Source organism: Variovorax sp. Root434 (assembly GCF_001426595.1).
Lineage (GTDB): Bacteria > Pseudomonadota > Gammaproteobacteria > Burkholderiales > Burkholderiaceae_C > Variovorax.
The window spans coordinates 55,242-81,095 of the sequence record NZ_LMEK01000028.1 but is presented as its reverse complement, the minus strand read 5'-3'; the positions used below and the strand labels follow the sequence as shown (position 1 = coordinate 81,095).

At 67.6% G+C, this 25,854-nt stretch carries 27 protein-coding genes; 14 read left to right on the top strand and 13 right to left on the bottom strand.

From position 1 onward, the window contains the following. Positions 1 to 162: 162 nt before the first annotated feature. The 5 genes from ASD05_RS27895 to ASD05_RS27875 are packed head-to-tail and all read right to left on the bottom strand — an operon-like array spanning position 163 to position 6,275. Positions 163 to 1,506, bottom strand: a complete 1,344-nt coding sequence (locus ASD05_RS27895; protein ID WP_056599595.1) for a four-carbon acid sugar kinase family protein — start codon at positions 1,504 to 1,506, stop codon at positions 163 to 165. Then, a complete protein-coding gene (locus ASD05_RS27890) occupies positions 1,503 to 2,771 on the bottom strand; it encodes a ribulose-bisphosphate carboxylase large subunit family protein (protein WP_056599592.1) in 1,269 nt (422 codons plus the stop codon). Before ASD05_RS27890 ends, ASD05_RS27895 begins: the two co-directional genes overlap by 4 nt. A gap of 5 nt (positions 2,772 to 2,776) precedes the next feature. Then, complete coding sequence (locus ASD05_RS27885; protein ID WP_056599589.1) at positions 2,777 to 3,316, bottom strand: VOC family protein; 540 nt, start codon at positions 3,314 to 3,316, stop codon at positions 2,777 to 2,779. Between the two features lie 37 nt (positions 3,317 to 3,353). Then, complete coding sequence (locus ASD05_RS27880; protein WP_082572446.1) at positions 3,354 to 5,249, bottom strand: TRAP transporter large permease subunit; 1,896 nt, start codon at positions 5,247 to 5,249, stop codon at positions 3,354 to 3,356. 6 nt (positions 5,250 to 5,255) lie between these two features. Further along, a complete protein-coding gene (locus ASD05_RS27875; protein ID WP_056599585.1) occupies positions 5,256 to 6,275 on the bottom strand; it encodes a TRAP transporter substrate-binding protein in 1,020 nt (339 codons plus the stop codon). Positions 6,276 to 6,389: 114 nt separating this feature from the next. Between ASD05_RS27875 and ASD05_RS27870 the strand changes: the two genes are divergently transcribed. Continuing rightward, the gene (locus ASD05_RS27870) at positions 6,390 to 7,454 is read left to right on the top strand and encodes a LacI family DNA-binding transcriptional regulator (protein ID WP_056599581.1); all 1,065 of its coding nucleotides are present in this window, start codon (positions 6,390 to 6,392) and stop codon (positions 7,452 to 7,454) included. A 158-nt stretch (positions 7,455 to 7,612) separates the two neighbouring features. On the opposite strand, the gene alkB is transcribed toward ASD05_RS27870, so the two are convergent. Further along, positions 7,613 to 8,296 (bottom strand): DNA oxidative demethylase AlkB, encoded by a 684-nt coding sequence (alkB, locus tag ASD05_RS27865; RefSeq protein WP_056599578.1) that lies wholly within the window; start codon positions 8,294 to 8,296, stop codon positions 7,613 to 7,615. 160 nt (positions 8,297 to 8,456) lie between these two features. Here alkB and ASD05_RS27860 point away from each other — a divergent pair, with 160 nt between their 5' ends. Together ASD05_RS27860 and ASD05_RS27855 are read left to right on the top strand one after the other, a co-directional pair. After that, on the top strand, positions 8,457 to 8,687 hold the full coding sequence (locus ASD05_RS27860; RefSeq protein WP_042673331.1) for a hypothetical protein: 231 nt from the start codon (positions 8,457 to 8,459) through the stop codon (positions 8,685 to 8,687). 93 nt (positions 8,688 to 8,780) lie between these two features. Then, positions 8,781 to 10,409 (top strand): phospholipase D family protein, encoded by a 1,629-nt coding sequence (locus ASD05_RS27855; RefSeq protein ID WP_056599575.1) that lies wholly within the window; start codon positions 8,781 to 8,783, stop codon positions 10,407 to 10,409. 88 nt (positions 10,410 to 10,497) lie between these two features. On the opposite strand, the gene ASD05_RS27850 is transcribed toward ASD05_RS27855, so the two are convergent. From ASD05_RS27850 to ASD05_RS27835, 4 genes are all read right to left on the bottom strand, one after another. Next, entirely contained in the window at positions 10,498 to 11,004 is a 507-nt protein-coding gene (locus tag ASD05_RS27850) for a murein hydrolase activator EnvC family protein (RefSeq protein WP_007833081.1), read from the bottom strand. Between the two features lie 154 nt (positions 11,005 to 11,158). Beyond that, positions 11,159 to 11,641: a CreA family protein gene (locus tag ASD05_RS27845; RefSeq protein ID WP_056599572.1), complete on the bottom strand. Its 483-nt coding sequence runs from the start codon at positions 11,639 to 11,641 to the stop codon at positions 11,159 to 11,161. A gap of 14 nt (positions 11,642 to 11,655) precedes the next feature. Then, positions 11,656 to 12,207: an NUDIX hydrolase gene (locus tag ASD05_RS27840; protein ID WP_056599569.1), complete on the bottom strand. Its 552-nt coding sequence runs from the start codon at positions 12,205 to 12,207 to the stop codon at positions 11,656 to 11,658. Positions 12,208 to 12,224: 17 nt separating this feature from the next. Beyond that, positions 12,225 to 12,926, bottom strand: coding sequence for a fumarylacetoacetate hydrolase family protein (locus tag ASD05_RS27835; protein WP_056599566.1), 702 nt, complete (start codon positions 12,924 to 12,926; stop codon positions 12,225 to 12,227). Between the two features lie 141 nt (positions 12,927 to 13,067). Between ASD05_RS27835 and maiA the strand changes: the two genes are divergently transcribed. Together maiA and pgeF are read left to right on the top strand one after the other, a co-directional pair. Continuing rightward, the gene (gene maiA, locus ASD05_RS27830) at positions 13,068 to 13,706 is read left to right on the top strand and encodes a maleylacetoacetate isomerase (RefSeq protein WP_056599563.1); all 639 of its coding nucleotides are present in this window, start codon (positions 13,068 to 13,070) and stop codon (positions 13,704 to 13,706) included. Positions 13,707 to 13,711: 5 nt separating this feature from the next. After that, positions 13,712 to 14,473, top strand: coding sequence for a peptidoglycan editing factor PgeF (pgeF, locus tag ASD05_RS27825; RefSeq protein WP_056599560.1), 762 nt, complete (start codon positions 13,712 to 13,714; stop codon positions 14,471 to 14,473). Here pgeF and ASD05_RS29860 read toward each other — a convergent pair. Beyond that, positions 14,402 to 14,728, bottom strand: a complete 327-nt coding sequence (locus ASD05_RS29860; protein ID WP_082572444.1) for a hypothetical protein — start codon at positions 14,726 to 14,728, stop codon at positions 14,402 to 14,404. The two genes, pgeF and ASD05_RS29860, sit on opposite strands and share 72 nt — an antisense overlap. A gap of 113 nt (positions 14,729 to 14,841) precedes the next feature. Between ASD05_RS29860 and phaC the strand changes: the two genes are divergently transcribed. Continuing rightward, positions 14,842 to 16,593, top strand: a complete 1,752-nt coding sequence (phaC, locus tag ASD05_RS27820) for a class I poly(R)-hydroxyalkanoic acid synthase (protein WP_056599903.1) — start codon at positions 14,842 to 14,844, stop codon at positions 16,591 to 16,593. Positions 16,594 to 16,636: 43 nt separating this feature from the next. After that, positions 16,637 to 17,815 (top strand): acetyl-CoA C-acetyltransferase, encoded by a 1,179-nt coding sequence (locus tag ASD05_RS27815; RefSeq protein WP_007833100.1) that lies wholly within the window; start codon positions 16,637 to 16,639, stop codon positions 17,813 to 17,815. Positions 17,816 to 17,846: 31 nt separating this feature from the next. On the opposite strand, the gene ASD05_RS27810 is transcribed toward ASD05_RS27815, so the two are convergent. After that, a complete protein-coding gene (locus ASD05_RS27810; RefSeq protein ID WP_056599557.1) occupies positions 17,847 to 18,479 on the bottom strand; it encodes a glutathione S-transferase family protein in 633 nt (210 codons plus the stop codon). Between the two features lie 31 nt (positions 18,480 to 18,510). On the opposite strand from ASD05_RS27810, the gene yghU reads away from it, so the two are divergent. From yghU to ASD05_RS27795, 3 genes are read left to right on the top strand one after another with little or no spacing between them, the layout of a single operon-like run. After that, positions 18,511 to 19,392: a glutathione-dependent disulfide-bond oxidoreductase gene (yghU, locus tag ASD05_RS27805; protein WP_056599554.1), complete on the top strand. Its 882-nt coding sequence runs from the start codon at positions 18,511 to 18,513 to the stop codon at positions 19,390 to 19,392. Continuing rightward, positions 19,389 to 19,979, top strand: a complete 591-nt coding sequence (locus ASD05_RS27800; protein WP_056599551.1) for an NADPH-dependent FMN reductase — start codon at positions 19,389 to 19,391, stop codon at positions 19,977 to 19,979. Before yghU ends, ASD05_RS27800 begins: the two co-directional genes overlap by 4 nt. A gap of 9 nt (positions 19,980 to 19,988) precedes the next feature. Further along, complete coding sequence (locus ASD05_RS27795; RefSeq protein ID WP_157610317.1) at positions 19,989 to 20,402, top strand: hypothetical protein; 414 nt, start codon at positions 19,989 to 19,991, stop codon at positions 20,400 to 20,402. Between the two features lie 456 nt (positions 20,403 to 20,858). Here the strand turns inward: ASD05_RS27795 and ASD05_RS27790 are convergent, their stop codons facing one another. Next, a complete protein-coding gene (locus ASD05_RS27790; RefSeq protein ID WP_056599545.1) occupies positions 20,859 to 21,770 on the bottom strand; it encodes a LysR family transcriptional regulator in 912 nt (303 codons plus the stop codon). A 130-nt stretch (positions 21,771 to 21,900) separates the two neighbouring features. Here ASD05_RS27790 and ASD05_RS27785 point away from each other — a divergent pair, with 130 nt between their 5' ends. The 4 genes from ASD05_RS27785 to ASD05_RS27770 are packed head-to-tail and all read left to right on the top strand — an operon-like array spanning position 21,901 to position 25,838. After that, the gene (locus ASD05_RS27785) at positions 21,901 to 22,881 is read left to right on the top strand and encodes a tripartite tricarboxylate transporter substrate binding protein (protein WP_056599543.1); all 981 of its coding nucleotides are present in this window, start codon (positions 21,901 to 21,903) and stop codon (positions 22,879 to 22,881) included. Positions 22,882 to 22,890: 9 nt separating this feature from the next. Next, positions 22,891 to 23,787, top strand: a complete 897-nt coding sequence (locus tag ASD05_RS27780) for an FAS1-like dehydratase domain-containing protein (RefSeq protein WP_056599540.1) — start codon at positions 22,891 to 22,893, stop codon at positions 23,785 to 23,787. Positions 23,788 to 23,802: 15 nt separating this feature from the next. Next, positions 23,803 to 24,984, top strand: coding sequence for a CaiB/BaiF CoA transferase family protein (locus ASD05_RS27775; RefSeq protein WP_056599537.1), 1,182 nt, complete (start codon positions 23,803 to 23,805; stop codon positions 24,982 to 24,984). A 2-nt stretch (positions 24,985 to 24,986) separates the two neighbouring features. Beyond that, complete coding sequence (locus ASD05_RS27770; RefSeq protein WP_157610329.1) at positions 24,987 to 25,838, top strand: HpcH/HpaI aldolase/citrate lyase family protein; 852 nt, start codon at positions 24,987 to 24,989, stop codon at positions 25,836 to 25,838. Positions 25,839 to 25,854: the final 16 nt, after the last annotated feature.

The following is a 25,854-nucleotide window of genomic DNA, read 5'->3' as shown; positions in this document are numbered from 1 at the left end:
CTTGAAACATGGCGTGGCGGGGGGGACTTGTCTGTAGGTCGTTGGCGACGGTTGTTGCGGCGCAGGGCTCCGGTGACAACGCGTGGGCGCAGACGTCCACGCTCGCAGAACTTTGATCAAACCAATATGAACACCTAAATGTTAATTTGCGCGTCCCCTGGTTCAGGCGATGCCGCCGTGCACCAGCCGCTCGAGCACATCGTCCGTCCCCATCTGTCCGCCTTTCAGCATGATCTCCATGCCATCGAGCTTCGCGTCGTCGCTGTGGACTCTGCACAGCGATGCGCCCGCGCCCATGTCGGCGATGTAGGAAAGGCCCCACGCGTCGAGCGCCTGCACGGCGTGGCTGGAGGTGTCGCCGCCCGCGATGCCGATGCGCCTCAGCGGCGTTGCGGCAAGCACCTTCGCCAGCAGGTCCCCGCCGGCGCGTGCGAGGGCTTGCGCGTCCAGCCCGCCACCTGACGGCATGGTGCCGGGCGTGCGGGTGCAGGCCAACACGTTGCGCCCGCGTGCGAGGCTTCCGGCGATCGCATCGGCGTGGCCAGTCAAGGTGGCATCGTCGCGCTGCGCCAGCCTCGGGGCGTCGAGCCATACGGTATCGAACGAAACGGCTGCCGCGACCTGGCGCGCGCTCACGGGCGACAGGCTTCCCGCCAGCACCAGCACAGGGCCTGATGCCGGCGTCAGGCTCATTTGCGCAACCCGTGCACCGTTGCGTCGCCGTTGCAGTTCTTCGCGCGAAGGAGGCATGGCCGTCGACAGCGCGTCCACCACGCTGCTCGGCCCCACTGCGAGCAAGGTCGACTCTTGCGCACGCGCCCACAACACATCGCCGATGGCCCCAAGTTGCGACGCATCCACCACGTCGAAGAGCACGGCGTCCGCGGGCGGCGAGTGCAGTGCCTGCCGCAGCGCCGTGTCGAGCGCGTCGCTGCCGCGCGATGCCGCCGTGAACGGCATGCAGCGCACATCCGCCAGCCCTTGCTTCGCAAGATGCATTCGCAGATCCGCCTCGTCCATCGGCGTCACAGGGTGCCGGCTCATCGTCGGATGACGGTCGATGCGGAAGACCTCGCCGCCGTTGCCCGCTGCCGCGAAGAGGTTGCCGAAGAGGCAGTAGCGACCGAGGTTGGGCTGCCCGCCGACAATCGCGGTCCACGGCTGCTCGACGGCGGCGCGCAGCAAGCGCACCGCCGCGCCGATGGAGCCGATGTGCGGCGCGCTGTCGAAGGTCGAGCAGGTCTTGTAGTGCAGCACGCGCGCACCGAGCGAGCGAAACAGCGCCTCCACCGGTCGCAGCTCGGCCTGCATCTCCTCGGGCGTCATGGCGCGTGCGGCGCCCGCGATGCCGAGCACGTCAAGGGCGCCCGCACGTGCGAGCCGGGCCTCATCCGGCGTCTTCAGGAACAGCAGTGCGCGCAGCCCCGCGCGCGCCGCGGTGCCGAGGGTGTCGGTCGCGCCGGTGAAATCGTCGCCGTAGTAGACGACCGCCGGAGCCGGCCTCATGGCTTGCCGAAGAAGGCGAGCGAGCCGGCCAACTCGGGCTGCTCCCTGGCGGCATCCGCGAGCGGCACGCCGGCGCGAGCGGCCGACCAGGCCTGCCGGATGCTCGTGACGCCCGCGGCGGCGCCGCCGGGATGCGCAAGGATGCCGCCGCCGGCCATGAAGAGCAGGTCGTCGCTGCCGATGGCCTGCCACGTGGAGGGCACGGTGCCGGCCCACTGGCCGGAGGAAAACGCCGGCATCACGCGGTCGTCCGCAGCATCGGCCAGTGGCGTGAAGCAGTCGCGCGCCGACTCGATGACTTCGCTGTCGGGCTGCGAGAACTTGCCCTGCAACCCGTGCACGTGCATGTGGTCCACGCCCGCCAGTCGCCAGAGCGTCTGGTAGGCCTGGAATGAAATGCCCAGCAGGGGATGCCGCGACAGCGCGCCGTAGCCGTTGCGGTGGCCGTGCAGCGCGAGGCCGGTGTGGCGGCGCAGCGTCTGCATGCCCGAGTGCCCGCACCAGTTCAGGCTGGCCATGACGCACGAGCCGCCTTCGCGTTCGACGAGGTCGGCATGCCGCTTCATCGCATCGGTTTCGTCGGTAATGTTGAAGGCCACCATCACATGCTTGCCAGTGCGCTCTTGGTGCGCGCGCACCACGGCCATGACGGCGGGCACGCGTTTGGCGAGCGGCGCGTGCGCGGGGTCGGCGCAGACTTCGTCGTCCTTGATGAAGTCGACGCCCGCGGCGCAGAGCCTTGCGACCAGCTCGGCGGTCTCGTTCGCGGACAGTCCCACATTGGGCTTGATGATGGTGCCAACCAGAGCGCCGCTCGCCACGCCGGTCGCACGGCGTGTGCCGGCGATGCCCACGCGCGGCATCTCGAATTGCGCGCGGTACGTGGCCGGCAGGTGCAGCGATTGGAGCCGCAGGCCCGTCACCTCGCCCAGGTCGTAGAGGTTGCCGGACACGGTCGCGGCCAGCGTCGGCAGGTTGGCGCCGATGTTCGCCACCGGAAACGTGATGTCGACATGCGCGCGCCGCCACGGTCCCTTCGCGCCCTTGCGCTCGAGCAGGGCATTGGGCAGCGAAGGCACGCCGGCCGGTTCCAGTTCGGTGATCGCCTCGACCGTGGCGCGCGCGCGTTCGCGCAGCGCATCGGTCTCGCCCTCGACGCGCGTGAAGGTGCCGCACGATTGCTCGCCCGCCATCACCTCGGCCACGGCGGCCGGGTCATGCGGCGTCTCGATGAGATAGCGCGCGCGGATGCGTTCGGGCGTCATCGCGCTCACAGCTTGCTCAGATCGGGAAAGGGCCGCACCGGTTCGCTGCCGTCCCAGCCCTCGGAGGCGCTGCGGATCAGGTCGAACATCCTGCCCTTCGGCCCCGCCACCTCGGAGAGCTCGATGACGGTGCCCGGATGGTATTCGGTGTCGAAGTAGATGAAGCGCCCGCGCTCGCCCACCTCACCGCTCATCACGGGCCTGAAGCCCTGCGCGGTGAGGCGCGCGAGGTCGGCGTCGTAGTCGGCGGTCCAGTAGGCCACGTGCTGCAGCCCGGTGCGGCCAGCCTGGAGGAAGTCGCGGTACATCGAGGGCACGTCGTTGCGCGTCTGGATCAGTTCGACCTGCACGTAGCCCGAATTGGCCAGCGCCACCGAGTTGTGCGGCTCGTGCGCCTCGCCGTTGTAGCGGTAGTTCCGGATAGGCACCCTGGGGTTGTAGAACCAGGGGCCCACGCCTAGCGTGGTGCTCCAGTAGTCCATGGCGGCCTCGATGTCGTGCACGACATAGCCCAGTTGGCGGATCTCGCCGAGGAATCGACTCATTGCGGTTGGCTCCGTGGATGTGTGTGTGTTGTTGCGTTCAGAATTTCAGGAACCCGGTCGAGAACCACGGGAACGCGGCGACGATCACCAGGCCGACCAGCATCGCGCCGATGTAGCCCCAGATGTGCCTGATGCCCTCGTCGGGATTGACTTTGCTCACCGCGCAGGCGCCGTAGTAGCCCACGCCGAAAGGCGGCGCGAACAGGCCGATGCCCATCGCGAAGATGACGACCATCGCGTAGTGCACCTCGTGCAGGCCCGCCGCCTTGGCAATGGGAAACAGCAGCGGCCCGAACAGCACTATGGCCGGAATCCCTTCGAGCACGCTGCCCAGCACGATGAAGGCCACGATCGACACGGCCAGGAAGCCGTAGGCGCCGCCGGGCAGGGCGCCCATCACGCGCGCCAGGTCCTGCGAGAAGCCCGACTGCGTAAGGCCCCAGGCCATGGCCGTGGCGCAGCCAACGATGAAGATGATCGCGCCCGAGAGCGACGCGGTGTCGATCAGCATCGGCTTGAGCCGCTTCCAGTCGAACTGCCGGTACACCACCAGCCCGACGATGGCCGAGTAGACGATGCCGATGGTCGACACCTCTGTGGCGGTGGCCACGCCCTCGACCACGGCGGCGCGGATCACGAAGGGCAGCAGCACGGCCGGCAGCGCGACCAGCAGCAGCTTGCCGATTTCGCGCTTGCTGTGGCGCTGCACGCCGCTCAGGTCTTCGCGCCGGTAGCGCCACCACACCACAGCGCACAGCGCGGCGCCCAGAACCACGGCCGGCAGCAGGCCGCCCGTGAACAGCGCGGCAATCGAGATGCCCGTGACCGAGCCGATGGTGATCAGCACGATCGACGGCGGAATGGTTTCGGTCTGCGCGCCGGTGGCCGACAGCAGCGCCACCAGGTCGCCGGGCTTCGCGCCGCGCTTGACCATCTCCGGGAACAGCACTGGCGCGATGGCCGCCATGTCGGCGATCTTGGAGCCCGAGATGCCCGACACCAGGTACATGGCGCCGATCAGCACGTAAGAGAGGCCCCCGCGCACGTGGCCCAGCAGGCTCGCAAGAAACTGGATCATGGCGCGCGCCATGCCCGTCATCTCGATGAGCGCCCCCAGGAAGATGAAGAGCGGCACCGCGAGCAGGATCAGGTGCGACATGCCCTCGTCGAGCCGGCCCACCATCACCAGCAGCGGCGTGCGCGTGGTGAGCGCGAGGTAGCCGAAGGTGGCGAGCGCGAACGAGAACGCGATCGGCACGCCCGAGAGCACCGTGGCCGCGACCACCACCACGAAGAAGATGACGAGATTGAACTTGCCGAGCGTCGCGAACAGCGGCGCCGCGAGCCAGAAGGCCGCCACCAGCGTGCCCATGCCGAGCACCGCGACCGCGATCTGCCGGCCCGTGCACACCCGCACGAGGCGCAGCAGCGCCATCGCCAGCATGATGCCGACGCCGGCCGGGATGGCCGCTGCGCGCCATGCGTTGCTGACCTCGAGTGCGGGCGTGACGATGAACGACTCCTCGTGCGCGTAGTCGATAGACGGCCAGATGATCAGCACCAGGAACGCGACCGACGCCGCGATGGCGAAGGCGTCGAGCATGGCGCGCGTCGATGGCCGCACTTTCTGCAGCAGCGCCGTCATGCGCATGTGCTCGCCGCGCCGCAGCGCCACCACGGCGCCCAGCATCGAGAGCCACAGGAACAGGATGGACGCGAGTTCGTCCGACCACACCAGCGGCGCATGGAACACATAGCGTGACACCACGCCCGCGAACAGCACGCAGATCTCGGCCAGCACCAGCAGAGCGGCCACGGCCTCGACGGCGCCGCCGAGCACGCGGTCGGCGCGCCCGGCCAGGCCGCTCAGCGCATTGGCGGACGGCCCGGCGCCCGCGAACGGCGCCGCCTCGAAAGTGGATTCGTGCACCATGGACGATCAGGCCAGCTTGCCGACCGCGCCTTCGAGCAGCGCCCAGGCCTCGGGGCCGAAGCGGCCCTTCCATTCGCCGTAGAAGCCCGACTCGCGCAGCTTGGCGCGAAAGCTGTCGGCCGCCGGGCGGTTGATGCTCAGGCCCTTGGCCTGCAGGTCGCCGACTACCGACTCGTTGAGCTTCCTGATGTCTTCGCGCTGCTGCATGCCGGCGTCGTTGATGGCGCGCGCCACGATGGTCTTGAGGTCGTCGGGCAGGGCGTCCCAGGCGCGGCCGTTGGCAACGAACCAGTAGCCGTCCCAGATGTGGTTGGTGAGCGAGCAGAACTTCTGCACCTCGAACAGCTTGGCCACCTGGATGATGGGCAACGGGTTCTCCTGTGCGTCCACGATCTTGGTCTGCAGCGCTGAATACACCTCGCTGAACTGCAGGCTCGCGGGCGCGGCGCCGAGGCCCTTGAACATCGAGATCGACAGCGGGCTCACGGGCACGCGGATCTTCAGGCCGTCCATGTCCTTGGCATTCGTGACCGCGGCCTTGCTGCTGGTGGTCTGGCGAAAGCCGTTGTCCCACATCTTCTCGAAGGCGTAGAGGCGGGACTTGGCGATGGCGCCGCGCACGTGCGCGCCGAGCTTGCCGTCCATCGCGCCCCACACCTGGGCGTAGTCGTTGAACGCGAAGCCCACGGCGTTGATGGCGGCCACCGGCACCAGCGTGGCGATGACCAGCGCCGAGGGCGTGAAGAACTCGATGCCACCCGAGCGCACCTGCGCGAGCATGTCGGTGTCGCCGCCCAGCTGGTTGTTGGGGAAGATCTTGATTTCGACCCGGCCCTGGGTTTCCCTGGCGATGCGGTCGACCGCCTCCTGCGCGCGGATGTTCAGCGGATGCGTCAGCGGCAGGTTGTTGCCGTACTTGTACGAGAACTCCGCGGCGCGCGCGATGCGCGGCAGCGCCGCGGCGATGCCGGCAGCGGGAAGGGCGGAAAGCGTGCGCAGGGCACTGCGGCGGGTCAGCGATGTCATGTCTTGTCTCCGTGAAGCGATTGATGCAATTTGATGCATCCTTGTATTCGGGGTCCATCGAAGATAAAAGCAGGCATGATCCGGGTCAAACCTAAGATTGATGGTTTTTGATGTATGCGGGATAACCCTTCGCCTTCTTCCGCACCTGCGGATGCGCGCCGTGCACGCGTGGTCGACATCGCCCTTGCGGCGCAGGTGTCGACCGCCACCGTCGACCGCGTGCTTAACCGCCGGCCCGGCGTGCGCGATGCCACGGTGCAGCGCGTGCTCAAGGCCGCGGGCGAGCTCGACTACCTGCCGGGCCCCGAGCTCTATGCCGCGCTCACGCCGCCGCCTCTCAGGCTGGTGTTCCTGCTGCCGGCCGGCACCAACCGCTTCATCCGCATGCTGGGCGACATGGTGGGCTATTCGCAGGAGCACTGGGCGCCGTTCAACGTGCAGTGCCGCACGGTGTTCATCGAGAGCTTCAATCCGCACGAGTTGGCGGAAGCGCTGCGGCGCCATGGCCAGCGCTGCGACGGCATCGCGATGATGGCGCTGGAGCACCCCGCGGTGCGCGAAGCGGTGGCGGCGCTGGCGGCGCGCGGGCTGCCGGTGGTCACGCTGATCTCGGACCTGTCGAACTCGGAGCGAGTGGCCTTCGTGGGGCTGGACAACCGTGCGGCCGGGCGCACGGCGGGCTATCTCATCGGCCGCTTCATCGGCGCGCGTGCCGCGAAGGTCGCACTCATTGCAGGCAGCCTGAGCTACAAGGCGCACGAGGAGCGCGAGGCCGGCTTCCTGCACGTCATCGAAGAGATGTTTCCGCGGCTGGAAGTGGTGGGCCTGCGCGAAGGCCAGGACGACGCCGACAAGAACCATCGCCAGACGCGCGCTCTGCTGGAGCAGCATCCCGACATGGGCGGCATCTACAACATCGGCGGCGCATCCGACGGCGTGGCGCGTGCGCTGAAGGAGGCGGGGCGCGAGCAGAAGGTGGTGTTCATCGGCCATGGGCTCACGCCCGACACGCGCGCGCTGCTGATCGACGGCAGCATGGACGCGGTAATCACGCAGAGCCCGCACACCACGCTGATGAACTGCGTGCGCATCTTCACCAACCTGCGCGACAAGCGCGAAGCGCTCAGCGGCGTGGAGACCACGCGCAGCCAGGTGATCTTCAGGGAGAACCTGCCCTAGGCTGGCGCGGTCGTGCGCTGCAGCAGAGGCTGCCGCGCCAGCACCTGTCACGCGGACCACGGTCGAGCACGTGGCCGGCCTCCATCAGCACGACGGTACGAAGTGCGCGAGCAAGCTCATCGGTGCCTCTGCTGTCTTGCCGGTCGCCTGCATGCATGTCACCCCGCCTTGCGGAATGTGAGGTTGATGCGGATCGCGCCCAGCAGCGGATGCGGTTCGTCCTTCAACGGCAGCACGCCGTGGTAGCGCAGCCGGTCTTCGCCGCCCCAGACCACCACGTCGCCATGCATCAGAGGAATGCGCACCGCCTTGTCGCCACGCGCCAGTCCACCGAACAGAAACACGGCGGGCATGCCGAGCGACACCGAGACGATGGGGGCGCCGTAGTCGCGCTCGTCCTTGTCCTGGTGCAGCGACAGGCGTGCGCCGGGCGCATAGCGGTTGACAAGGCAGGCGTCGGGCGCGAAGCCGTCGAAACCGGCTGCCGAGGCCGCCTCGCGCGCCAGCCGCGTGAATGGCTCGGGCATGGCGGGCCACGGCTTGCCGGTGTCGGGATCGGTGGCGCTGTAGCGGTAGCCGCGCCGGTCGCTGGTCCAGCCCAGGGCGCCGCAGTTGGTCAGCGCGACGGACATGGTGAAGCCGCCGGGCGTGACGAGGTGGCGGAACGGCGCGCGTTCCGCCAGCCCCTCGATGGCCGGCAGGAGCGCATCGACGAAGGGCAGGGCGAAGCCGGGCAGCACGAAGGCCCCGGGCCCGAGCCGTTCGCGCCCCTCGCGCGGCGGGTCGTCGAACAGTGCGAGGGTGGCCGGCCCGCCCGCTGCGGAAATCGTCTTTGTGTTCATGCACTCGATCTTTGCTGAAAAGCGGAGGTATGTGCCGGCCCCCATATTCGAGGGATGCTGTTCGACAGTGCTGCCTTTAGTCTCCGCCTGTCGGACATTTGTAGTGCTTAGGGTTTCAATTCTTGGCACTGCGTTACAAAAGGGGTAGGGTGTATTGATCATGGCCAGCGCTCGAGTCGCTCTCAGCGTTCCAGAAGGCTGGACGGGTTGGATCGAGCTCATGCGCACCCCCAGCGGCACCTACGCCGGCATCTGCGAGCTGAGCCTGGGCGGCATTCCGCGCTGTGCCCTGGTGATCACCCAGCAGCTGTCGTGGGATGCGGCGGTAGAGCGGGCCACGCTGCGGGCGGATCACTTCGTCAGGCAATGGGAGCCGACGCGCGGGCATTGAACCCGAACGCGATCGGCGGCGCAGCACGTTGGGCAGGCGCGTGGTAGAAACCGCGAGCTTTTCGATCCACGCTCCAACCCACCTCTCTTTTTCATGCCGAATTTCCCCTGTCGGGCTGCCGACGAACCGTGCGCCCGGTGGCTGGCGTGGCTGCTGCTTGGCATCGTTGCGCTGTGCATGGCCGGCTGCGCCGGACTGCCTGCCGACGTGCAGCGCAAACCCTCCGTGGCAATCAGCGATGGTGCGGACACCATACTGGGCCGCCTCGTGCAGGCGGCCGCCCCGCCCGGCGAGCCGCTGAGCGGATTCAGGCTGCTGCCCATGCCACAGTTTTCGCTGCACGCGCGCATCGAGCTCGCACGCCGCGCGCAGCGCTCCATCGACGTGCAGTACTACCTCGTGCAGAACGACGAGACCGGCCGCTACCTGCTGCGCGCCCTGCGCGATGCGGCCGACCGCGGCGTGCGCGTGCGGCTGCTGGTGGACGACCTCTACACGGCCGGCGCCGATCCGCTGTTCGCCAGCTTCGCCTCGCATCCGAACGTCGAGGTGCGGTTCTTCAACCCGTTCCCCGCGGGGCGCGGCCGCTTCGGCACGCGCTGGGCCTGGTCGATACTGGACTTCGACCGCGTGCATCGCCGCATGCACAACAAGCTCTATGTGGTGGACAACGTCATCGGCGTCATGGGCGGGCGCAACATGGCCAACGAGTATTTCCTGCGCGACGGAGGCTCGAACTTCATCGACATCGACACGCTGGTGGCCGGCGCCGTGGTGCCCAGGCTGTCGTCGCTGTTCGACATGTACTGGAGCAGCCCATACGTCTACCCCATCGAATCGCTGGTGCCCGCCACGGGCGAAACGCCGCAGCAGCTGCGCGAGCGCTTCGACAAACTGACCACCGGCCCCGAGCAGCTGCACCCCGAGGAGCCCGCCTCCACCGACCTGCTGGGCAACAACCCGCTGGCCAAGGACCTGGACGCGGGCGCGCTCAAGCTGGTCTGGGCGCGCGCCGAGGCCTACGCCGACGCGCCGGCCAAGGCGCTCGCGCCGACGGACGAAGCGCGCGGCCTGCCCGCCGACGAATCGAAGGACAGCGTGCTCTACAACGTGCGGCGCTACCTGCGCGGCGCCGAGAACGAGATCATGCAGACCACGCCTTACCTTATTCCGGGCCGCGGCGGCATGGAAACGATCCGCCTCGTGCGCGGCAACGGCGTGGCCTACAGCATCGTCACCAACTCGCTGGCGGCCACCGACGAGTCGCTGGTGCACATCGGCTACCGCCGCTACCGCGAGGAGATGCTGCGCCTGGGCGTCGAGCTGTACGAACTGAGCCCCAAGCGGGTGGAGCAGACCAAGCGCTTCGGCATGTACGGCTCGGCCAGCGGCCGGCTGCACGGCAAGTCGGCGGTGATCGACCGCAAGATCGTGTTCATCGGCTCGATGAACTTCGATCCGCGTTCGATGCTGCACAACACCGAGGTCGGCATCTTCATCTTCAGCCCGCAGATCGCCCAACAGCTCACCAGCCTGATCGGCTTCATCCGGCTGGACGGCGCGTATCAGCTGCAGCTGGGACCGACGGGCGCCATCGAGTGGGTGAGCCCGGCCACGGGGGACGCGGCCGACACCATCCTGCACCAGGAGCCCGAAACGGATTTCTGGTCGCGCTGGAAGCTGGAGTTGCTGGCGCCGCTGGTGCCCGAGAGCCTGCTCTAGCCGGCGAGGCCAGGGCTTCGGCATGACGCGCCCTGAAAGCAAAAAAGCCCCGCGAGGGGCTTTTTTCATGGGCGCCGGGCGCCGCCTGTCATTGCTGAAGCAATCCGTTGAGATAAGGCTCGGGGTTCACGGCGGTGCCGTTCTTGCGGATCTCGAAGCGCAGCTTCACGCGGTCGGCGTTGCTCTTGCCCATCTCGCCGATCTTCTCGCCCTGTCGGACCACCTGGTTCTCTTTCACCAGGATGGTCTGCAGGTGCGCGTAGGCGGTGAGGAAGGTCTCGTTGTGCTTGACGATGATCATGTTGCCGTAGGCCGGCAGTTCGCCGCCCACGTACACCACGCGGCCGTCGGCCGAGGCGACGACCGGATCGCCCAGGTTGCCGGCGATGTCGATGCCCTTGGTGCGCACGCCGTCGAAGCGCGCCAGCGTCGCGCCGGTGGCGGGGCGCACGAACATCGCGGTGGGTCTCTGCACGGGGGGAGTGACCGAGGGGCCTGGCCGCGGCGCGTTGAGGTCGGTGGTGGTACAGGCCGCGAGGCTCGCGGCAACCAGGGCCAGGGCGGCGATACGGGAAACAAAAGTCTGAAGATGCATGGCGCTGTGTTGGAACGGTTTCGTTGCGGAGGGTTCCGGCGATCTGGCTCGCCGCGGCCCGCGGGGGGAGGCCACGCGGGCGATGCTAGCAAACTGCTGCGACGGCGCCCCGCGAAAGAGCAACCGGCTGTGAAGGGGCCATCGGCCCCGGGCGCTACTTGAGCGGGATCGGTGTGCCGCGGTCGATGGGCACCGCCGTCACGCTGTTCTTGGGCGAACCGTCGATCAGCAGGTCGGAGTAGGTCAGGTAGACCAGTGTGTTGCGCTTCGGGTCGACCATGCGCACCACGCGCAGGCGCTTGAAGAGCACCGACAGCCGCTCGCTGTAGACCTCCTCGCGCTTGGGCAGCGGCTGCGTGATGCTCACCGGGCCGACCTGGCGGCAGGCGATGGAGGCCTCGGCCTTGTCCTCGGCCACGCCGAAGGCGCCGGCCAGCCCGCCGGTCTTGGCGCGCGAGACGTAGCACGTCACGCCGCTGACCTTGGGGTCGTCGTAGGCCTCGATCACGATCTTGTGGTCCGGGCCGATGAGCTTGAAGGCGGTGTCGACATCGCCCACGGTTTCCGCCTGCGCCGTCGCGGCCAGGATGAATCCGAGGCCGATCGCGGCGCGAAGCAGGGTGGAGCGAAGTGTCATGGGGCGCTGCGGGTTCAGACGATGTCGAACGTGTGGACGCGGTCGAAGCTGCCGCGGCGCCGGTCCTCGAAATAGTGCTCGAGCGTCTCGCGCACGGTGCGAAAGGCGATCTCGTCCCAGGGAATCTCCTCTTCGGCGAAGAGCCTGGCCTCGATGGTCTCGTGGCCTGGGTCGAACCTGTCGTCGAGCAACCGGGCCCGGTAGAACATGTGCACCTGGCCCACGCGCACCACGCTGATGACGGAGAACAGACCTTCCATCACGTAGTTGGCGCCGGCCTCTTCGTCGGTCTCGCGGGCCGCGCCCTGGGCGGTGGTTTCCTCGAGCTCCATGAAGCCGGCCGGCAGCGTCCACTTGCCCCAGCGCGGTTCGATGTTGCGCTTGCACAGCAACACCTTGTCGCCCAGGACCGGGATGGTGCCCACCACGTTCAGCGGGTTCTCGTAGTGGATGGTGTGGCAGGCCGGGCAGACGGCGCGCTGCTTGGTGTCGCCGTCGTCCGGCACGCGGTAGACCACCGCGGTGCCGCAGTTCTTGCAATGCTTGATGGGTACGCGCAGGAGCATGGAACCGGCTGCCGTCTTCAGGCGATCTTGACGGTCAGCTTGGGCAGGCCCGCGACTTCGCCCACGAGCGTGTCTCCGGCCACCACCGCGGCCACGCCTTCGGGCGTGCCCGTGAAGATCAGGTCGCCGGGCTGCAGCTCCCACGCCGCCGACAGGTGCTCGATGGTTTCGGCCACGTTCCAGATCAGCTTGCCCACGTTGCTGCGCTGGCGGTCGGTGCCGTTCACCTGCAGGGAGATCTCGGCCTTTTCCGCATTGCCGGCCTGCGCCACGGGCACGATCGGGCCGATGGGCGCGCTCTGCTCGAAGCTCTTGCCGATGTCCCAGGGACGGCCCTGTTTCTTCATGTCGTTCTGCAGGTCGCGGCGCGTCATGTCGAGGCCGACGGCGTAGCCGTAGATGTGCTTGTGCGCATCGGCCGCCGGGATGTTCTTGCCACCCGTGCCGATGGCCACGACCAGCTCGATCTCGTGATGCAGGTTCTTCGTGAGCGAGGGGTAGGCCATGGTGCCGGTCTGGCCCGCGTCGACCACCACCAGCGCATCGGCCGGCTTCATGAAGAAGAAGGGCGGCTCACGGCCGGTAAAGCCCATTTCCTTGGCGTGATCTTCGTAGTTGCGGCCCACGCAGTAGATGCGGTGCACCGGGAAGCGGGCGGGCTGGCCGGCCACCGGCACCGAGACGGTGGCGGGCGGGGCGAAGATGAACTCGGAAGCCATTGCGACGTGTCCTTTTTCAGCGAAACCTAAGCGGGAGACCGGCAGTGTGCCAGAGGCGGGAGGTCCACAATAGAAGCCGGCCGGGACGGCGCGCTGCAGGGCCATGCCGCGCCCGTGACGGAGCGCTATGCTTGGGGAATCATGAAGCTGCACAACTACTTCCGTTCCTCCTCCTCGTTCCGCGTGCGCATCGCCCTCAACCTGAAGGGCCTCGATTACGAGTACATCCCCGTGCACATCGCGCGCGGCGATCACCGCACCGGCCCTTACTCCGCCATCTCGGCCGACATGCTGGTGCCCCTGCTGGAGGACGAGGGCGAGCGTTTCTCGCAATCGATGGCCATCATCGAATACCTCGACGAAGTGCACCCCGAGCCGGCGCTGCTGCCGACCGATCCGGTGGGCCGCGCCCACGTGCGCGCACTGTCGCAGTCGATCGCCTGCGAGATCCATCCGCTCAACAACCTGCGCGTGCTCAAGTACCTCGTGAAAGAGCTGAAGCTCGACGACGCGGCCAAGAACGCCTGGTACCGCCACTGGGTGCGCGACGGCATGCTGGCCTTCGAACGCCAGCTTGCGCAGCACCCCGCCGGCATCTATTGCTGGGGCAACACGCCCACCATGGCCGACTGCTGCCTGGTGCCGCAGATTTTCAACGGCCGCCGCTTCGACTGCGACTTCAGCGGCCTGCCGCGCACCATGGCCGCCTTCGAGGCCTGCATGGATCTCGACGCGTTCCAGCGCGCTCAGCCCTCGCAGGCGCCCGACGCGGAAGCCTGAGCTCTATGAACGAGCACTGGCTCGTACCCGACTGGCCCGCGCCGCCGAACGTGCGGGCCGTGTGCACCACGCGCGACGGCGGGGTTTCGCAGGGGCGCTATGAGAGCCTGAACCTCGGCGACCACGTGGGCGACGAGCCCGCGCATGTAGCGGAGAACCGGAACCGCTTGCGCGCGGCTATCGCAGCGCGTCCGGTCTTCTTGCAGCAGGTGCACGGCACCGGCGTCGTCTCGCTCGACGCCGCACAGGACGCGGTGCGCGACGGCACCGTTGGCGATGCCTGCACGGCCACTGCCGACGGCCTGGCCTGCACGATCATGGTGGCCGATTGCCTGCCCGTGCTTTTCACCGATGAAGCGGGCCACCGCGTGGCGGCCGCGCATGCCGGCTGGCGCGGGCTTGCGGGCGGGGTGCTCGAACAGACCGCCAAGGCCTTCGAGGCCGATGGCGCGGCCCGCGTCATCGCCTGGCTGGGCCCGTGCATCGGGCCCAGGGCCTTCGAGGTCGGCCCCGAGGTCAGGGCTGCCTTCGAGGCACATGCGCCCGAAGCGGCCTCCTGCTTCAGGCCCGCGGCTGCCGCCGGGAAATGGCTGGCCGACCTGCCCGCACTGGCGCGCCAGCGGTTGCGCGCAGTGGGTATCGAGGCCGTCCATGGCAACGACGGGAGCGACGGCTGGTGCACCGTCGCCAATCCCTCAAGGTTCTTTTCGCACCGGCGGGACAGCGTCAGCGGCCGCTTCGCCGCCCTGGTCTGGAAGAAGGCCTGAGCCTGCGGCCGGCGCCGCCGCTTTCTCGGCTGCGGCACGCCGGGCGGCTTCCTGTGCCTCGGCCTCGCGTTGCCTCATTGCGCGGCGGCGACCGGGAGTGCCCATCAGGTAAACCACCAGTGCCACCGGCACCAATCCGTACAAAAGAAATGTGAAGATGGCGCCCAGCACCGTGCCTGTGGTGTTGGTGGCCTCGGCCACCGCCATCATCAGGGCGACATACAACCAACCGATGACGATCAGATGGATAAACACAAGTAGTTTCAGTTGGTAAGCAAGGAAGCGGCGTTGTGAGGGCCCCGTGAAATGCAGGATACTCAAAACACGCAAGCCATCCGTTTCGACTCAGGCGAGGACCAGGAGACATGATGAAGCAACAAGCCACGGGGGCCGATGCGTTCGCGCCCTTCCAGCAGGCAATGACCGAGGGATGGACCCAGGCGCTGGAAGCTTTCCGGCAGTCCGCCGCGCAAGGGGCTTCGGCCTTCAACGGCGGCGGCACGCCGCTATGGCAATTGCCGCAGGCCGCGAAGATGCCCGAGCTGCCCAAATTCTCCATCGACCCCGAAAAGCTCCAGTCCATCCAGCAGCAGTACATGGCGGAAGCCACCGAACTCTGGCGCCAGGGCTTCGGCGCCAAGCCCGAAGGCGACAAGCGCTTCGCCGGCGACGCCTGGGGCAGCAACCCGCTGTCGGCCTTCTCGGCGGCCGTGTACCTGCTCAATGGCCGCACCATGCTCGGCATGGCCGAGGCCATCGACGCCGACGAAAAGACCAAGGCGCGCCTGCGCTTCGCGGTCGAGCAGTGGATGGCCGCCTCGTCGCCCAGCAACTCGCTGGCCTTCAATGCCGAAGCGCAGAAGAAGGCCATCGACACGCAGGGCGAGAGCATCGCCAAGGGTATCCAGAACCTGCTGCACGACATGAAGCAGGGCTACGTCAGCATGACCGACGAGAGCGCCTTTGAGGTGGGGCGCAACGTGGCCACTACCGAAGGCGCCGTGGTGTTCGAGAACGAGTTCTTCCAGCTGCTCGAATACAAGCCGCTCACCGCCAAGGTGTACGAGCGGCCGTTCCTGCTGGTGCCGCCGTGCATCAACAAGTTCTACATCCTCGACCTGCAGCCCGAGAACTCGCTGATCCGCTATGCGAACGAGCAGGGCCACCGCGTGTTCGTGGTGAGCTGGCGCAACCCCGACGAGTCGATGGACAAGGCCACCTGGGACGACTACATCGAGAACGCCGCCATCAAGGCGATCCACACGGTGCAGGAGATCAGCGGGAGCAACCAGATCAACACGCTGGGCTTCTGCGTGGGCGGCACCATCCTGAGCACCGCGCTGGCCGTGCTCGCGGCGCGCGGCAAGAAGCCGGCCGCATCGGTCACGCTGCTGACCACCTTCCTCGACTTCAGCGACACCGGCATCCTCGACATCTTCGTGGACGAGCAGATGGTGGCGTACCGCGAAATGCAGCTCGGCAAGGGCGGACTGCTGCCGGGCGGCGACCTGGCCTCGACCTTCAGCTTCCTGCGGCCCAACGACCTCGTGTGGAACTACGTGGTCGGCAACTACCTGAAGGGCGAAACCCCGCCGCCCTTCGACCTGCTGTACTGGAACAGCGACGCGACCAACCTGCCGGGCCCGTTCTACGCCTGGTACCTGCGCAACACGTACCACGAGAACAAGCTGGCCAAGCCGAATGCGCTCACGGTATGCGGGCAGAAGATCGACCTGGGCAACATCGACATCCCGGCCTACATCTACGGCTCGCGCGAAGACCACATCGTTCCCATCGGCGGCGCATATGCCTCCACGCAGCTGCTGCCGGGCAAGAAGCGCTTCGTCATGGGCGCCTCGGGCCACATCGCAGGCGTGATCAACCCGCCCGCCAAGAAAAAGCGCAGCCACTGGATCCGCGACGACGGCAAGTTCCCGAAGACGCAGGCCGAATGGCTCACCGGCGCGCAGGAGCATCCCGGCAGCTGGTGGACCGACTGGGCACAATGGCTCCAGGGCCACGCGGGCAAACAGATCCCCGCGCCCAAGGCTTACGGCAACGGCAAGGCTTACAAAGCCATCGAGCCGGCGCCGGGCCGCTACGTCAAGGCTCGCGCCTGATCCCTCTCACCTCGAATTTCAGATCACTTCAACGGAGAACCTCATGGAAGACATCGTCATCGTTTCGGCTGCACGCACGGCGGTCGGCAAGTTCGGCGGCTCGCTCGCCGGCATTCCCGCCACCGAGCTGGGCGCCCTCGTGATCAAGGAAGTGATTGCCCGCGCGAACCTCACGGCCGAGCAGGTCGGCGAGGCCATCATGGGCCAGGTGCTGGCGGCCGGCGCCGGCCAGAACCCCGCGCGCCAGGCATGGCTCAAGAGCGGCGGCGCCAAGGAAACCCCGGCGCTCACCATCAACGCCGTGTGCGGCTCGGGCCTGAAGGCCGTGATGCTGGCGGCGCAGGCCGTGGCCACGGGCGACAGCGAGATCGTCATCGCCGGCGGCCAGGAAAACATGAGCGCAGCGCCCCACGTGCTGCCCAACTCGCGCAACGGCCAGCGCATGGGCGACTGGAAGATGGTCGACACCATGATCGTGGACGGCCTGTGGGACGTCTACAACCAGTACCACATGGGCATCACGGCCGAGAACGTGGCCAAGAAGTACGAAATCAGCCGCGCCGCGCAGGACGAGCTGGCGCTGGGCAGCCAGACCAAGGCCGCCGCCGCGCAGGACGCCGGCAAGTTCAAGGACGAAATCGTCGGCGTGAGCATTCCGCAGAAGAAGGGCGACCCCGTCGTCTTCGACAAGGACGAATTCATCAACCGCAAGACCAACGCCGAAGGCCTGGCCGGCCTGCGTCCCGCCTTCGACAAGGCCGGCGGCGTGACCGCGGGCAATGCCTCGGGCCTGAACGACGGGGCAGCCGCCGTGATGGTGATGACGGCCAAGAAGGCCGCCGCACTCGGCCTGAAGCCGCTGGGCCGCATCGCCAGCTACGCCACCGCCGGCCTCGACCCGGCCATCATGGGCATGGGCCCGGTGCCTGCATCGACCAAGGCGCTGCAGCGCGCTGGCTGGAAGGCGGCCGACCTCGACCTGCTCGAGATCAACGAAGCCTTCGCCGCGCAGGCCTGCGCCGTGAACCGTGAAATGGGCTGGGACGTGAACAAGGTGAACGTGAACGGCGGCGCCATCGCCATCGGCCACCCCATCGGCGCGTCGGGCTGCCGCATCCTGGTGACGCTGCTGCACGAAATGCAGCGCCAGAACGCCAAGAAGGGCATTGCCTCGCTGTGCATCGGCGGCGGCATGGGCGTGGCGCTGACCATCGAGCGCTGATCCACGGCGCCCGGCGCGCCGTCGTTGCCGCTCAGCGCGACATCGACGGGCGCTGCGCCATCGCAGCGCGCCAGCGCAGCAGCTCGGGGTGCTGTTCCCCGGGCTTGACCCGCACCACGCGGGCGAAGTCCACCGCCACCACGGCGGTGATGTCGGCCAGGCTGAACCGGTCGGTGGCGACGAACTCGCGGCCGGCCAGCCGCGAGTTCAGCGTCTCGAAGAAATGCTGCACACGTGCCAGCCCGCGCTGTGCCAGTTCGGGAATCTGCGCGTAGTCCACAGGGCCGGGCAGCGCCCGATTGGCCATGGCCGGCGAACCGTTGCGCAGCGTCTCGGCAATGGCCAGCAGGCCTTCGAATTCGATGCGCCAGTTCCAGCTGGCGATCTCGGCCTTTTCCTGCGGCGTGCGGCCCATCAGCGGTGGCTCCGGGTAGCGGGCCTCCAGCCAGACTGCGATGGCAGCGTTGTCGGTCAGCAGTCCGTCTTCCTCGGTGCGCAACGCCGGCACCGTGCATTGCGGATTGAGCTCGCGGTAGGCCGCGCCCAATTGCTCACCATGTGCCAGGTCGACCTGCACCGTCTCATGGGCAATGCCCTTTTCGGCAAGCAGGATGCGGGCGCGCCGCGGACTCGGCGCGGTGGCGCAGTCGTAGAGAATGATCATCGTCTGTCCAACTTCCTTTGGAACTCATCGCATGAATGGCACGACAGCCTACACGCCGCCCACCGTCTGGTCCTGGAACAAGGAAAGCGGCGGCCGCTTCGCGAACATCAATCGCCCGATCGCGGGTGCCACCCATGAGAAAGACCTGCCGGTAGGGAAGCATCCGCTGCAACTCTATTCGCTGGCAACGCCCAATGGCGTGAAAGTGACGGTGATGCTCGAAGAACTGCTGGCGCTGGGCCACACCGGCGCCGAGTACGACGCCTGGCTGATCCGCATCAGCGAAGGCGACCAGTTCGGCAGCGGCTTCGTGGCGGTGAACCCGAATTCCAAGATCCCCGCGCTGATGGACCGCAGCGGCGCTACGCCCATCCGGGTGTTCGAGTCCGGCGCGATCCTGCAGTACCTGGCCGAGAAGTTCGGCAATGCCTTCCTGCCGACGGAGCGGGCGGCCCGTGCCGAATGCCTGTCGTGGCTGTTCTGGCAGATGGGCAGCGCGCCGTACCTGGGCGGCGGGTTCGGGCATTTCTATGCCTACGCTCCCACGAAGATCGAATACGCCATCGACCGCTTCGCCATGGAGACCAAGCGCCAGCTCGACGTGCTCGACCGCCGGCTGGCCGAGAGCCGCTACCTGGCGGGCAATGAGTACACCATCGCCGACATGGCCGTCTGGCCCTGGTACGGCACGCTCGCTAAGGGGCAGCTGTACGAGGCGGGCGAGTTCCTCCAGGTGGGCGAGTACAAGAACGTGCTGCGCTGGACCGACGAGATCGCGCAGCGCCCGGCGGTGCAGCGCGGCCGCATGGTCAATCGGGCTTGGGGCCAGCCTTCGAGCCAACTGCATGAACGCCACGACGCAGGCGACTTCGGGACCCGCACCCAGGACAAGCTCGAAACGGAACAGCGATGAGCGACAGGATCCTGGTCTTCTACGGTTCGTACCGTTCCGATCGCATGGGCGTGCGCCTGGCGGACTACATCGTCTCCGGCCTTCGCGCGCGGGGCGACGATGTGGAGTTGGTGGACGCGAAGGAGGTGAACCTGCCCATGCTCGACCGCATGTACAAGGAATATCCCAAGGGTACCGCGCCGGTGGCGATGGAAGCGCTGGCCGAAAAGATCCGCACGGCCGATGCCTTCGTCTTCGTCACGGGGGAATACAACTGGGGCCCGCAGCCGGGCCTGAAGAACCTGACCGACCACTTCCTCGAAGAGTGGTTCTGGCGGCCCGCGGCCATCGCGAGCTATTCGGCGGGGCGTTTCTCGGGCGTGCGCTCCGGCACGGTGTGGCATTCGATCCTGTCGGAGATGGGCATGGTCGTCGTGTCGAGCACGCTGGCCGTCGGGCCGATCTCGCAGACGCTGGATGCCGCCGGCAAGCCGACGGGGCCAGCGGGCGAGTCGCTGCAGCGCTCCTTTGGCCGTTTTGCCGACGATCTGGCCTGGTGGACCGAGGCGGCGCGCGCGCAGCGGGCGCGCAAGGCGCCACCTTACTGATCGATGGCCGTGAGTGTGCGCTGGCCGTTCGTCGCCGCTCTCTTGTTCCTGCTCTTGCTGTCGGGTTGCATTTCCTTCCCGACGCGGTATGCCACGTTCGATTGCAGTTGCCGCGCAGACAGGGAGCCGGTTCACCTGATTTCATTGAAGGCGCCAACCGGAAACTGGGCGATCTCTGGCCACAGCGGCTTCCTGTATGGGGAGGTCGCGTCGCTATCGATTCGCCTGCCTGAAAGGCCGGTCGCAGCCGCGCGCTATGAAGCTGGGCAGATCGTTCTCACCGATGAGAGTCCGTTCCCTTCCGCTGTCGTGCCGGTCACGGGCGGTGATGTGCAAGTCGATCCGCAAAGAAGGAAAGTGACGGTCTCGCTTCAGACCGCCGCCGGCGCGTTCTGGGCGAACGGCGTCTATTCCCTGCGCTAGCAGATTTCTGCCGCCGGCACCTGCTGCCAACGGCATCTTGTTCACCGCCCATTTTTTGGGCAAAGTGTGGAATGCCTTTATAAAACAATGACTTACATTGCTTTTACAACGCTCCTCATGAGTTATCCCCAAAGTTGTGCACGGAAAATGGGGAAGAAGCCGGTTTTCCACATTCCGGCCGCAAGCTGCTGACCTGACAGCGTTTTTTCGCTCACGGAAAACCGTGAAAAGTGGTTCCAGCGTCTGTTCGCAGGCTCAGCGAAGCGGTTTTGGTGGTCAAAGTTGTTCACCGCCCAAATTTTGAGCAAACTAAGGAATACCCTTGTAAAACAACGACTTAAATCTGTTTTGCAAGGCTCCTCGTGAGTTACCCCCAAAGTTGTCCACGGAAAATGGGGACGGGCTCGGTTTGTTCGGCAATCGCCTGCAAGTCCCTGTTTTTCGGGGTTGCCGCGCTCAGTTTTCTTCGGCCTGCTGTTCGGCGTAGTGCCGGCACAAGGTTTCGACCAGCGCCTGCGCATAGACCGGCAGTGCCGCCCGGTTGCGCACCAGCAGATACCGCTCGCGAACGCACCATGCGTCGCTGAGGTCGATCAGCGCGAGCTGCATGCTCTCCTGGTTGCGCCGCGCCGCCGACTCCGGCACCACGCCAATGCCCACGCCGCTGCCGATCATCCGGCACATCGCATCGAAGCTTCCGAGCTGGATGCGTAGCTTCTGCCGCTTGCCGAGGTTGTCGGTGATCTGCGCCAGGAAGGTCTGCAGCGTGCTGCCCTGCTGCATGCCGATGGCGTCCTCGTCGAGCGTCTCGGCGAAGGCGATCCTGCGGCGCTTCGCGAAGCGGTGCTTGCGCGATGTGACGAGCACCAGCCGGTCAGTGCTGAAGTGGATCGCCTCCAGGCCTAGCGTGTCAACGCGGCCCGCGACGATGCCGATGTCGGCGCGGCCGTCGAGCACGCCACGCGGGATCTGAGCATTCGGTTTTTCCTGAAGGTCGACGTTGATGCGCGGGTTGTGCGCGAGGAAGCCGGGCAGGATCTCGGGCAGGAAATCGGTCACCGCCGTGGTGTTGGCGAACACGCGCAGGTGGCCGCGCAGGCCGCCGCCGTATTCGAGCAGGTCGGCGCGCAGCTGCTCGGTCTGGTGCAGCACGAGGCGCGCATGGTGCAGGAAGGCTTCGCCCGGCGGCAGCAGCCGCACGCCGCGGGCTTCTCGCTGCAGCAGCTGCAGGCCCGCCTGCGTTTCCAGCGCCTTGATGCGCGCACTCGCGGCGGCCAGCGACAGGTGCTGGCGCTCGGCGGCCCGCGTGAGGTTGCCGAGTTCGGCCGTGGCCACGAACAGCCGCAGGTCGGTGAGGTCGAAAAGCATGAGGCGATGTTATGCGCCGAGCCTTCGTGTTATGCGCCGAGCCTTCGGAAATGCAGAAGGCTGGGTTCCGAAATCGCAGATTGCGCGCAGGAGGAGGGCGAACGACCATGCGGCCATGGAGACACCACACATGAGATTCCGCGTACGCGCGCTGCTGTCGCTGGCTGCTGCAGCGCTTCTGATCCCGACGGGCCCGGCGAGCGCCCAGCCTTACCCCTCGCGCCCCATCACATTGGTCGTGCCGCAGGCCGCCGGCGGCACCAACGACATCATCGGGCGCCTCGTGGGCCAGAAGCTCGGCGAGGTGATGAACAACGCCAGCGTGGTGGTCGACAACCGTCCCGGTGCGGGCGGCAACATCGGTACGCAGCTGGTTGCGAAGGGTCCGAAGGACGGCTACACGCTGCTCATGACCATCAGCAGCAGCCAGGCGATCAACCCGGCGCTGTACAGGAATCCGGGTTTCGACCCGGTGAAGGACTTCAGGCCCGTCGGCCTGATCGGCGCGGTGCCCAACGTGCTGCTGGTCAACCCCACGTTCCCGGCGAAGGACTTCGCGGAGTTCCTGAAGCTCGCGCGGCAGAAGGGCGCCAACTACCAGTACGCCTCGGCCGGCAACGGCACGCTCAACCACCTGCTCGGCGAAATGCTCAACAGCATGGCCGGCATCTCGCTGCAGCATGTGCCGTACAAGGGCGTGGCGCCCGCGCTCAACGACGTGCTGGGCGGGCAACTGCCCATCGTGTTCGCGAGCCTGCCTTCGGCGCTTTCGCACATCAAGGCCGGCAAGCTGCGCGCGCTGGCCGTGAGCGGCGACAAGCGCTCCGCCGTGCTGCCCGACGTGCCCACCATCGCCGAGGCGGTGCCCGGCTACAACGGGACGTTGTGGATCGGCCTGTTCGCACCCGCAGGCGTGCCGGCCGACGTGTTGGCGGCGCTGCAGGAAGCCACGCGCAAGGCGCTCGCCTCGAAGGACCTGCGCGACAAGCTCGAACAGCAGGGCGTCGAGATCGCGGCGCCGACTTCTCCCGAGCAGTTCGCGGCGCTGCTGCAGGGCGATCTCGCCAAGTGGGCGCGCATCGTCAAGGCCTCCGGCGCCGCGGTCGACTGAAGGAAGCCCATGAGCAACGACAACCACGCGACGCCTTCCATGATCGACAGCGAGGCGCTGGCCAGGCTGCAAGCCTGGCAGGGCCGCAGCGAAACGCTGGTCGACGACATCACGGCCGCACCCGTGCGCGCGCTCTCCGCGACGCTCGACCGCGACGATCCGCTGCCGCAGGCCGGCACGCGCCTGCCCGAGCTGTGGCACTGGCTCTACTTCCTGCCGCACCATCGCCAGTCCGAGATCGGCGACGACGGCCATGCGAAGCGCGGCGGTTTCCTGCCGCCCGTGCCATTGCCGCGCCGCATGTGGGCCGGCGGTCGGCTCAATTGGGAGGCGGGCAATCCGCTGCAGGTCGGCGACAAGGTGGAGCGCACCTCGACCATCGCCTCGGTCGCGCACAAGGCGGGCCGCACCGGCGAACTGGTGTTCGTGCTCGTGCGCCATGAGGTGCACAACGAGCGCGGCCTCGCGCTGACCGAGGAACACGACATCGTCTACCGCGCCGCCGCCGCGCCTGGCGAGAAGGCCCCGCCGCCCACGCCCGCGCCGAAAGATGCCGCCTTCAGCCGCGACATCGCGCCCGACGACGTGTTGCTGTTCCGCTATTCCGCGCTTACCTTCAACGGCCACCGCATCCACTACGACCGCCGCTACGTGACGCAGGTCGAAGGCTACCCGGGCCTGATCGTGCATGGCCCGCTGATTGCGACGCTGCTGGTCGACCTGCTGCGCCGCAACGTGCCGGGCGCGCAGCTGGCGCGCTTCGAATTCCGCGCCGTGCGCCCGACCTTCGACATCGCGCCGTTCCGCGTGCACGGCAAGCCGGGCGCCGATGGAAAGACATTCAGCCTCTGGGGCGAGGACGCCGACGGCTGGCTCACGATGCAGGCCACGGCCGTGCTGGCCTGACAGGAGAAGGAACACATGACAAGACCCCTGGACGGCATCACCGTCATCTCGCTCGAACACGCGATTGCCGCACCGTTCTGCACCCGCCAGCTGGCCGACCTCGGCGCCCGGGTCATCAAGGTGGAGCGCCCCGAGGTAGGCGACTTCGCGCGGGCCTACGACGCCCGCGTGGCCGGCGAGGCCTCGCACTTCGTGTGGGTGAACCGCTCCAAGGAAAGCCTCACGCTCGACCTCAAGCAGCCCGCCGCGCTCGCGGTGCTGCAGGAGCTGCTGGCCGATGCCGATGTGCTGGTGCAGAACCTCGCGCCCGGTGCCTCGGCGCGCATGGGGCTCGGCGCCGAGGCGCTGCAGGCGAAGCATCCGCGGCTCATCGTCTGCGACATCTCGGGCTACGGCGAAGACGGCCCGTACCGCGACAAGAAGGCCTACGACCTGCTGATCCAGAGCGAAGCCGGCTTCCTGTCGGTCACGGGCACGCCCGACGATCCGTGCAAGTCGGGCAACTCCATTGCCGACATCGCGGCGGGCATGTATGCGTACACCGGCATCCTCGCGGCGCTGCTGCAGCGCGGCAAGACGGGCAAGGGCTCGCACATCGACGTGTCGATGCTCGAATCGCTCGCCGAGTGGATGGGCTATCCGATGTACTACGCGTACGAAGGCGCGGCGCCGCCGCCACGCAGCGCCGCGTCGCACGCGACCATCTATCCCTATGGCCCGTTCCCCGCCGGCGATGGCGGCACGGTGATGCTGGGCCTGCAGAACGAACGCGAATGGCGCACCTTCTGCGAGAAGGTGCTGCTGCAGACGGGGCTCGCGGCCGATGCGCGCTTCGACAGCAATGCGCGGCGCAACGACAACCGCGAGGCCCTTCGCGCGATCATCGTCGAGACCTTCGGCGCGCTGAGCACCGCGCAGGTGCTGGAGCGGCTCGACGCGGCGCAGATCGCCAACGCCCGCATGAACGACATGGCCGGGCTCTGGGCCCATCCGCAGTTGCAGGCACGCGAGCGCTGGCGGCAGGTGGGTTCGCCGGCCGGAAACATCCCGGCCTTGCTGCCGGCCGGCCGGCAAAGCGCGTTCGACTACCGCATGGACCCGATCCCGGCGGTGGGCGAGCACTCCGATGCCATCCTGCGCAGCCTCGGCCGCAGCGAGGCGGACATCGCGGCGCTGCGCGAGGCGGGGGCGGTGTGAGCGTGCCATTGGCTCCGCTCGCTCTCGCGCGCGCCTTTCTCTTCGTGCCGGCCGACCGGCCCGAGCGCCATGCGCGGGCACTGGCGACCGGTGCGGGAGGCGTGATCGTCGATCTCGAAGACGCGGTGGCGCCCGAGCGCAAGGTGGCGGCGCGCGAGGCGCTCGCCACCTCGTTCGCCAAGCTGCCCGAGATCGATCGGCAACGCCTGCTGGTGCGCATCAATGCCGCCGGCACGCCGTGGCATGAAGACGATTGCGCGCAGGCCGGCGCACTGGTGGCGCAAGGCTTGATTGCCGGCGTCGTGCTGCCCAAGGCGGAGCGCGCGGCTCATCTGTCCAGGACTGCGGAAGCCATTGGCCCGAAGGGCGTGCTGGTGCCGTTGATCGAGTCGGCCGAAGGCCTGTCGGCGGTCGATGAGCTCGCGGCTGGCCCGCAGGTGCTGCGCCTGGCTTTCGGCAACCTGGATTTCCAGGCCGACCTCGGCCTGGCCTGCGATGCGGACGAAGCCGAACTCGTGCCGGTGCGCCTCGCGCTGCTGCTGGCCTCGCGTCGCGCCGGTCTGCCCGCGCCCATCGACGGCGTGACGCCCGACTGGCGCGATGCATCGAGGCTGGCTGCCGACACCGCACGCGCCCGGCGCGGCGGCTTCGGCGCCAAGCTGTGCATCCACCCCGATCAGGTCGCGCCGGTGCACGCCGCGCTCGGCCCGAGCGCCGACGAAGTGGCATGGGCCCGCCGCGTGATCGATGCCGTGCGCGCAGCCGGCGGCGGAGTCGTCAGCCTCGACGGCCGAATGGTCGACGCGCCGGTGGTGCGCCTGGCCGAACGCCTGCTCGCGCTCGAACACCCGTAGATGAATAACCCCCAGA

Excerpts from the sequence above, each read along its gene's own strand:
- ASD05_RS27845 (WP_056599572.1), bottom strand. The coding sequence starts at position 11,641 with ATGACACTTCGCTCCACCCTGCTTCGCGCCGCGATCGGCCTCGGATTC.
- ASD05_RS27785 (WP_056599543.1), top strand. The coding sequence starts at position 21,901 with ATGAGATTCCGCGTACGCGCGCTGCTGTCGCTGGCTGCTGCAGCGCTT.
- phaC (WP_056599903.1), top strand. The coding sequence starts at position 14,842 with ATGAAGCAACAAGCCACGGGGGCCGATGCGTTCGCGCCCTTCCAGCAG.
- ASD05_RS27885 (WP_056599589.1), bottom strand. The coding sequence starts at position 3,316 with ATGAGTCGATTCCTCGGCGAGATCCGCCAACTGGGCTATGTCGTGCAC.
- ASD05_RS27850 (WP_007833081.1), bottom strand. The coding sequence starts at position 11,004 with ATGCATCTTCAGACTTTTGTTTCCCGTATCGCCGCCCTGGCCCTGGTT.
- ASD05_RS27870 (WP_056599581.1), top strand. The coding sequence starts at position 6,390 with ATGCGGGATAACCCTTCGCCTTCTTCCGCACCTGCGGATGCGCGCCGT.
- maiA (WP_056599563.1), top strand. The coding sequence starts at position 13,068 with ATGAAGCTGCACAACTACTTCCGTTCCTCCTCCTCGTTCCGCGTGCGC.
- ASD05_RS27875 (WP_056599585.1), bottom strand. The coding sequence starts at position 6,275 with ATGACATCGCTGACCCGCCGCAGTGCCCTGCGCACGCTTTCCGCCCTT.
- ASD05_RS27815 (WP_007833100.1), top strand. The coding sequence starts at position 16,637 with ATGGAAGACATCGTCATCGTTTCGGCTGCACGCACGGCGGTCGGCAAG.
- ASD05_RS27880 (WP_082572446.1), bottom strand. The coding sequence starts at position 5,249 with ATGGTGCACGAATCCACTTTCGAGGCGGCGCCGTTCGCGGGCGCCGGG.
- ASD05_RS27800 (WP_056599551.1), top strand. The coding sequence starts at position 19,389 with ATGAGCGACAGGATCCTGGTCTTCTACGGTTCGTACCGTTCCGATCGC.
- ASD05_RS27895 (WP_056599595.1), bottom strand. The coding sequence starts at position 1,506 with ATGAGGCCGGCTCCGGCGGTCGTCTACTACGGCGACGATTTCACCGGC.
- alkB (WP_056599578.1), bottom strand. The coding sequence starts at position 8,296 with ATGAACACAAAGACGATTTCCGCAGCGGGCGGGCCGGCCACCCTCGCA.
- yghU (WP_056599554.1), top strand. The coding sequence starts at position 18,511 with ATGAATGGCACGACAGCCTACACGCCGCCCACCGTCTGGTCCTGGAAC.
- ASD05_RS27790 (WP_056599545.1), bottom strand. The coding sequence starts at position 21,770 with ATGCTTTTCGACCTCACCGACCTGCGGCTGTTCGTGGCCACGGCCGAA.
- ASD05_RS27855 (WP_056599575.1), top strand. The coding sequence starts at position 8,781 with ATGCCGAATTTCCCCTGTCGGGCTGCCGACGAACCGTGCGCCCGGTGG.
- ASD05_RS27780 (WP_056599540.1), top strand. The coding sequence starts at position 22,891 with ATGAGCAACGACAACCACGCGACGCCTTCCATGATCGACAGCGAGGCG.
- ASD05_RS27810 (WP_056599557.1), bottom strand. The coding sequence starts at position 18,479 with ATGATCATTCTCTACGACTGCGCCACCGCGCCGAGTCCGCGGCGCGCC.
- ASD05_RS27775 (WP_056599537.1), top strand. The coding sequence starts at position 23,803 with ATGACAAGACCCCTGGACGGCATCACCGTCATCTCGCTCGAACACGCG.
- ASD05_RS27835 (WP_056599566.1), bottom strand. The coding sequence starts at position 12,926 with ATGGCTTCCGAGTTCATCTTCGCCCCGCCCGCCACCGTCTCGGTGCCG.
- pgeF (WP_056599560.1), top strand. The coding sequence starts at position 13,712 with ATGAACGAGCACTGGCTCGTACCCGACTGGCCCGCGCCGCCGAACGTG.
- ASD05_RS27860 (WP_042673331.1), top strand. The coding sequence starts at position 8,457 with ATGGCCAGCGCTCGAGTCGCTCTCAGCGTTCCAGAAGGCTGGACGGGT.
- ASD05_RS27840 (WP_056599569.1), bottom strand. The coding sequence starts at position 12,207 with ATGCTCCTGCGCGTACCCATCAAGCATTGCAAGAACTGCGGCACCGCG.
- ASD05_RS27890 (WP_056599592.1), bottom strand. The coding sequence starts at position 2,771 with ATGACGCCCGAACGCATCCGCGCGCGCTATCTCATCGAGACGCCGCAT.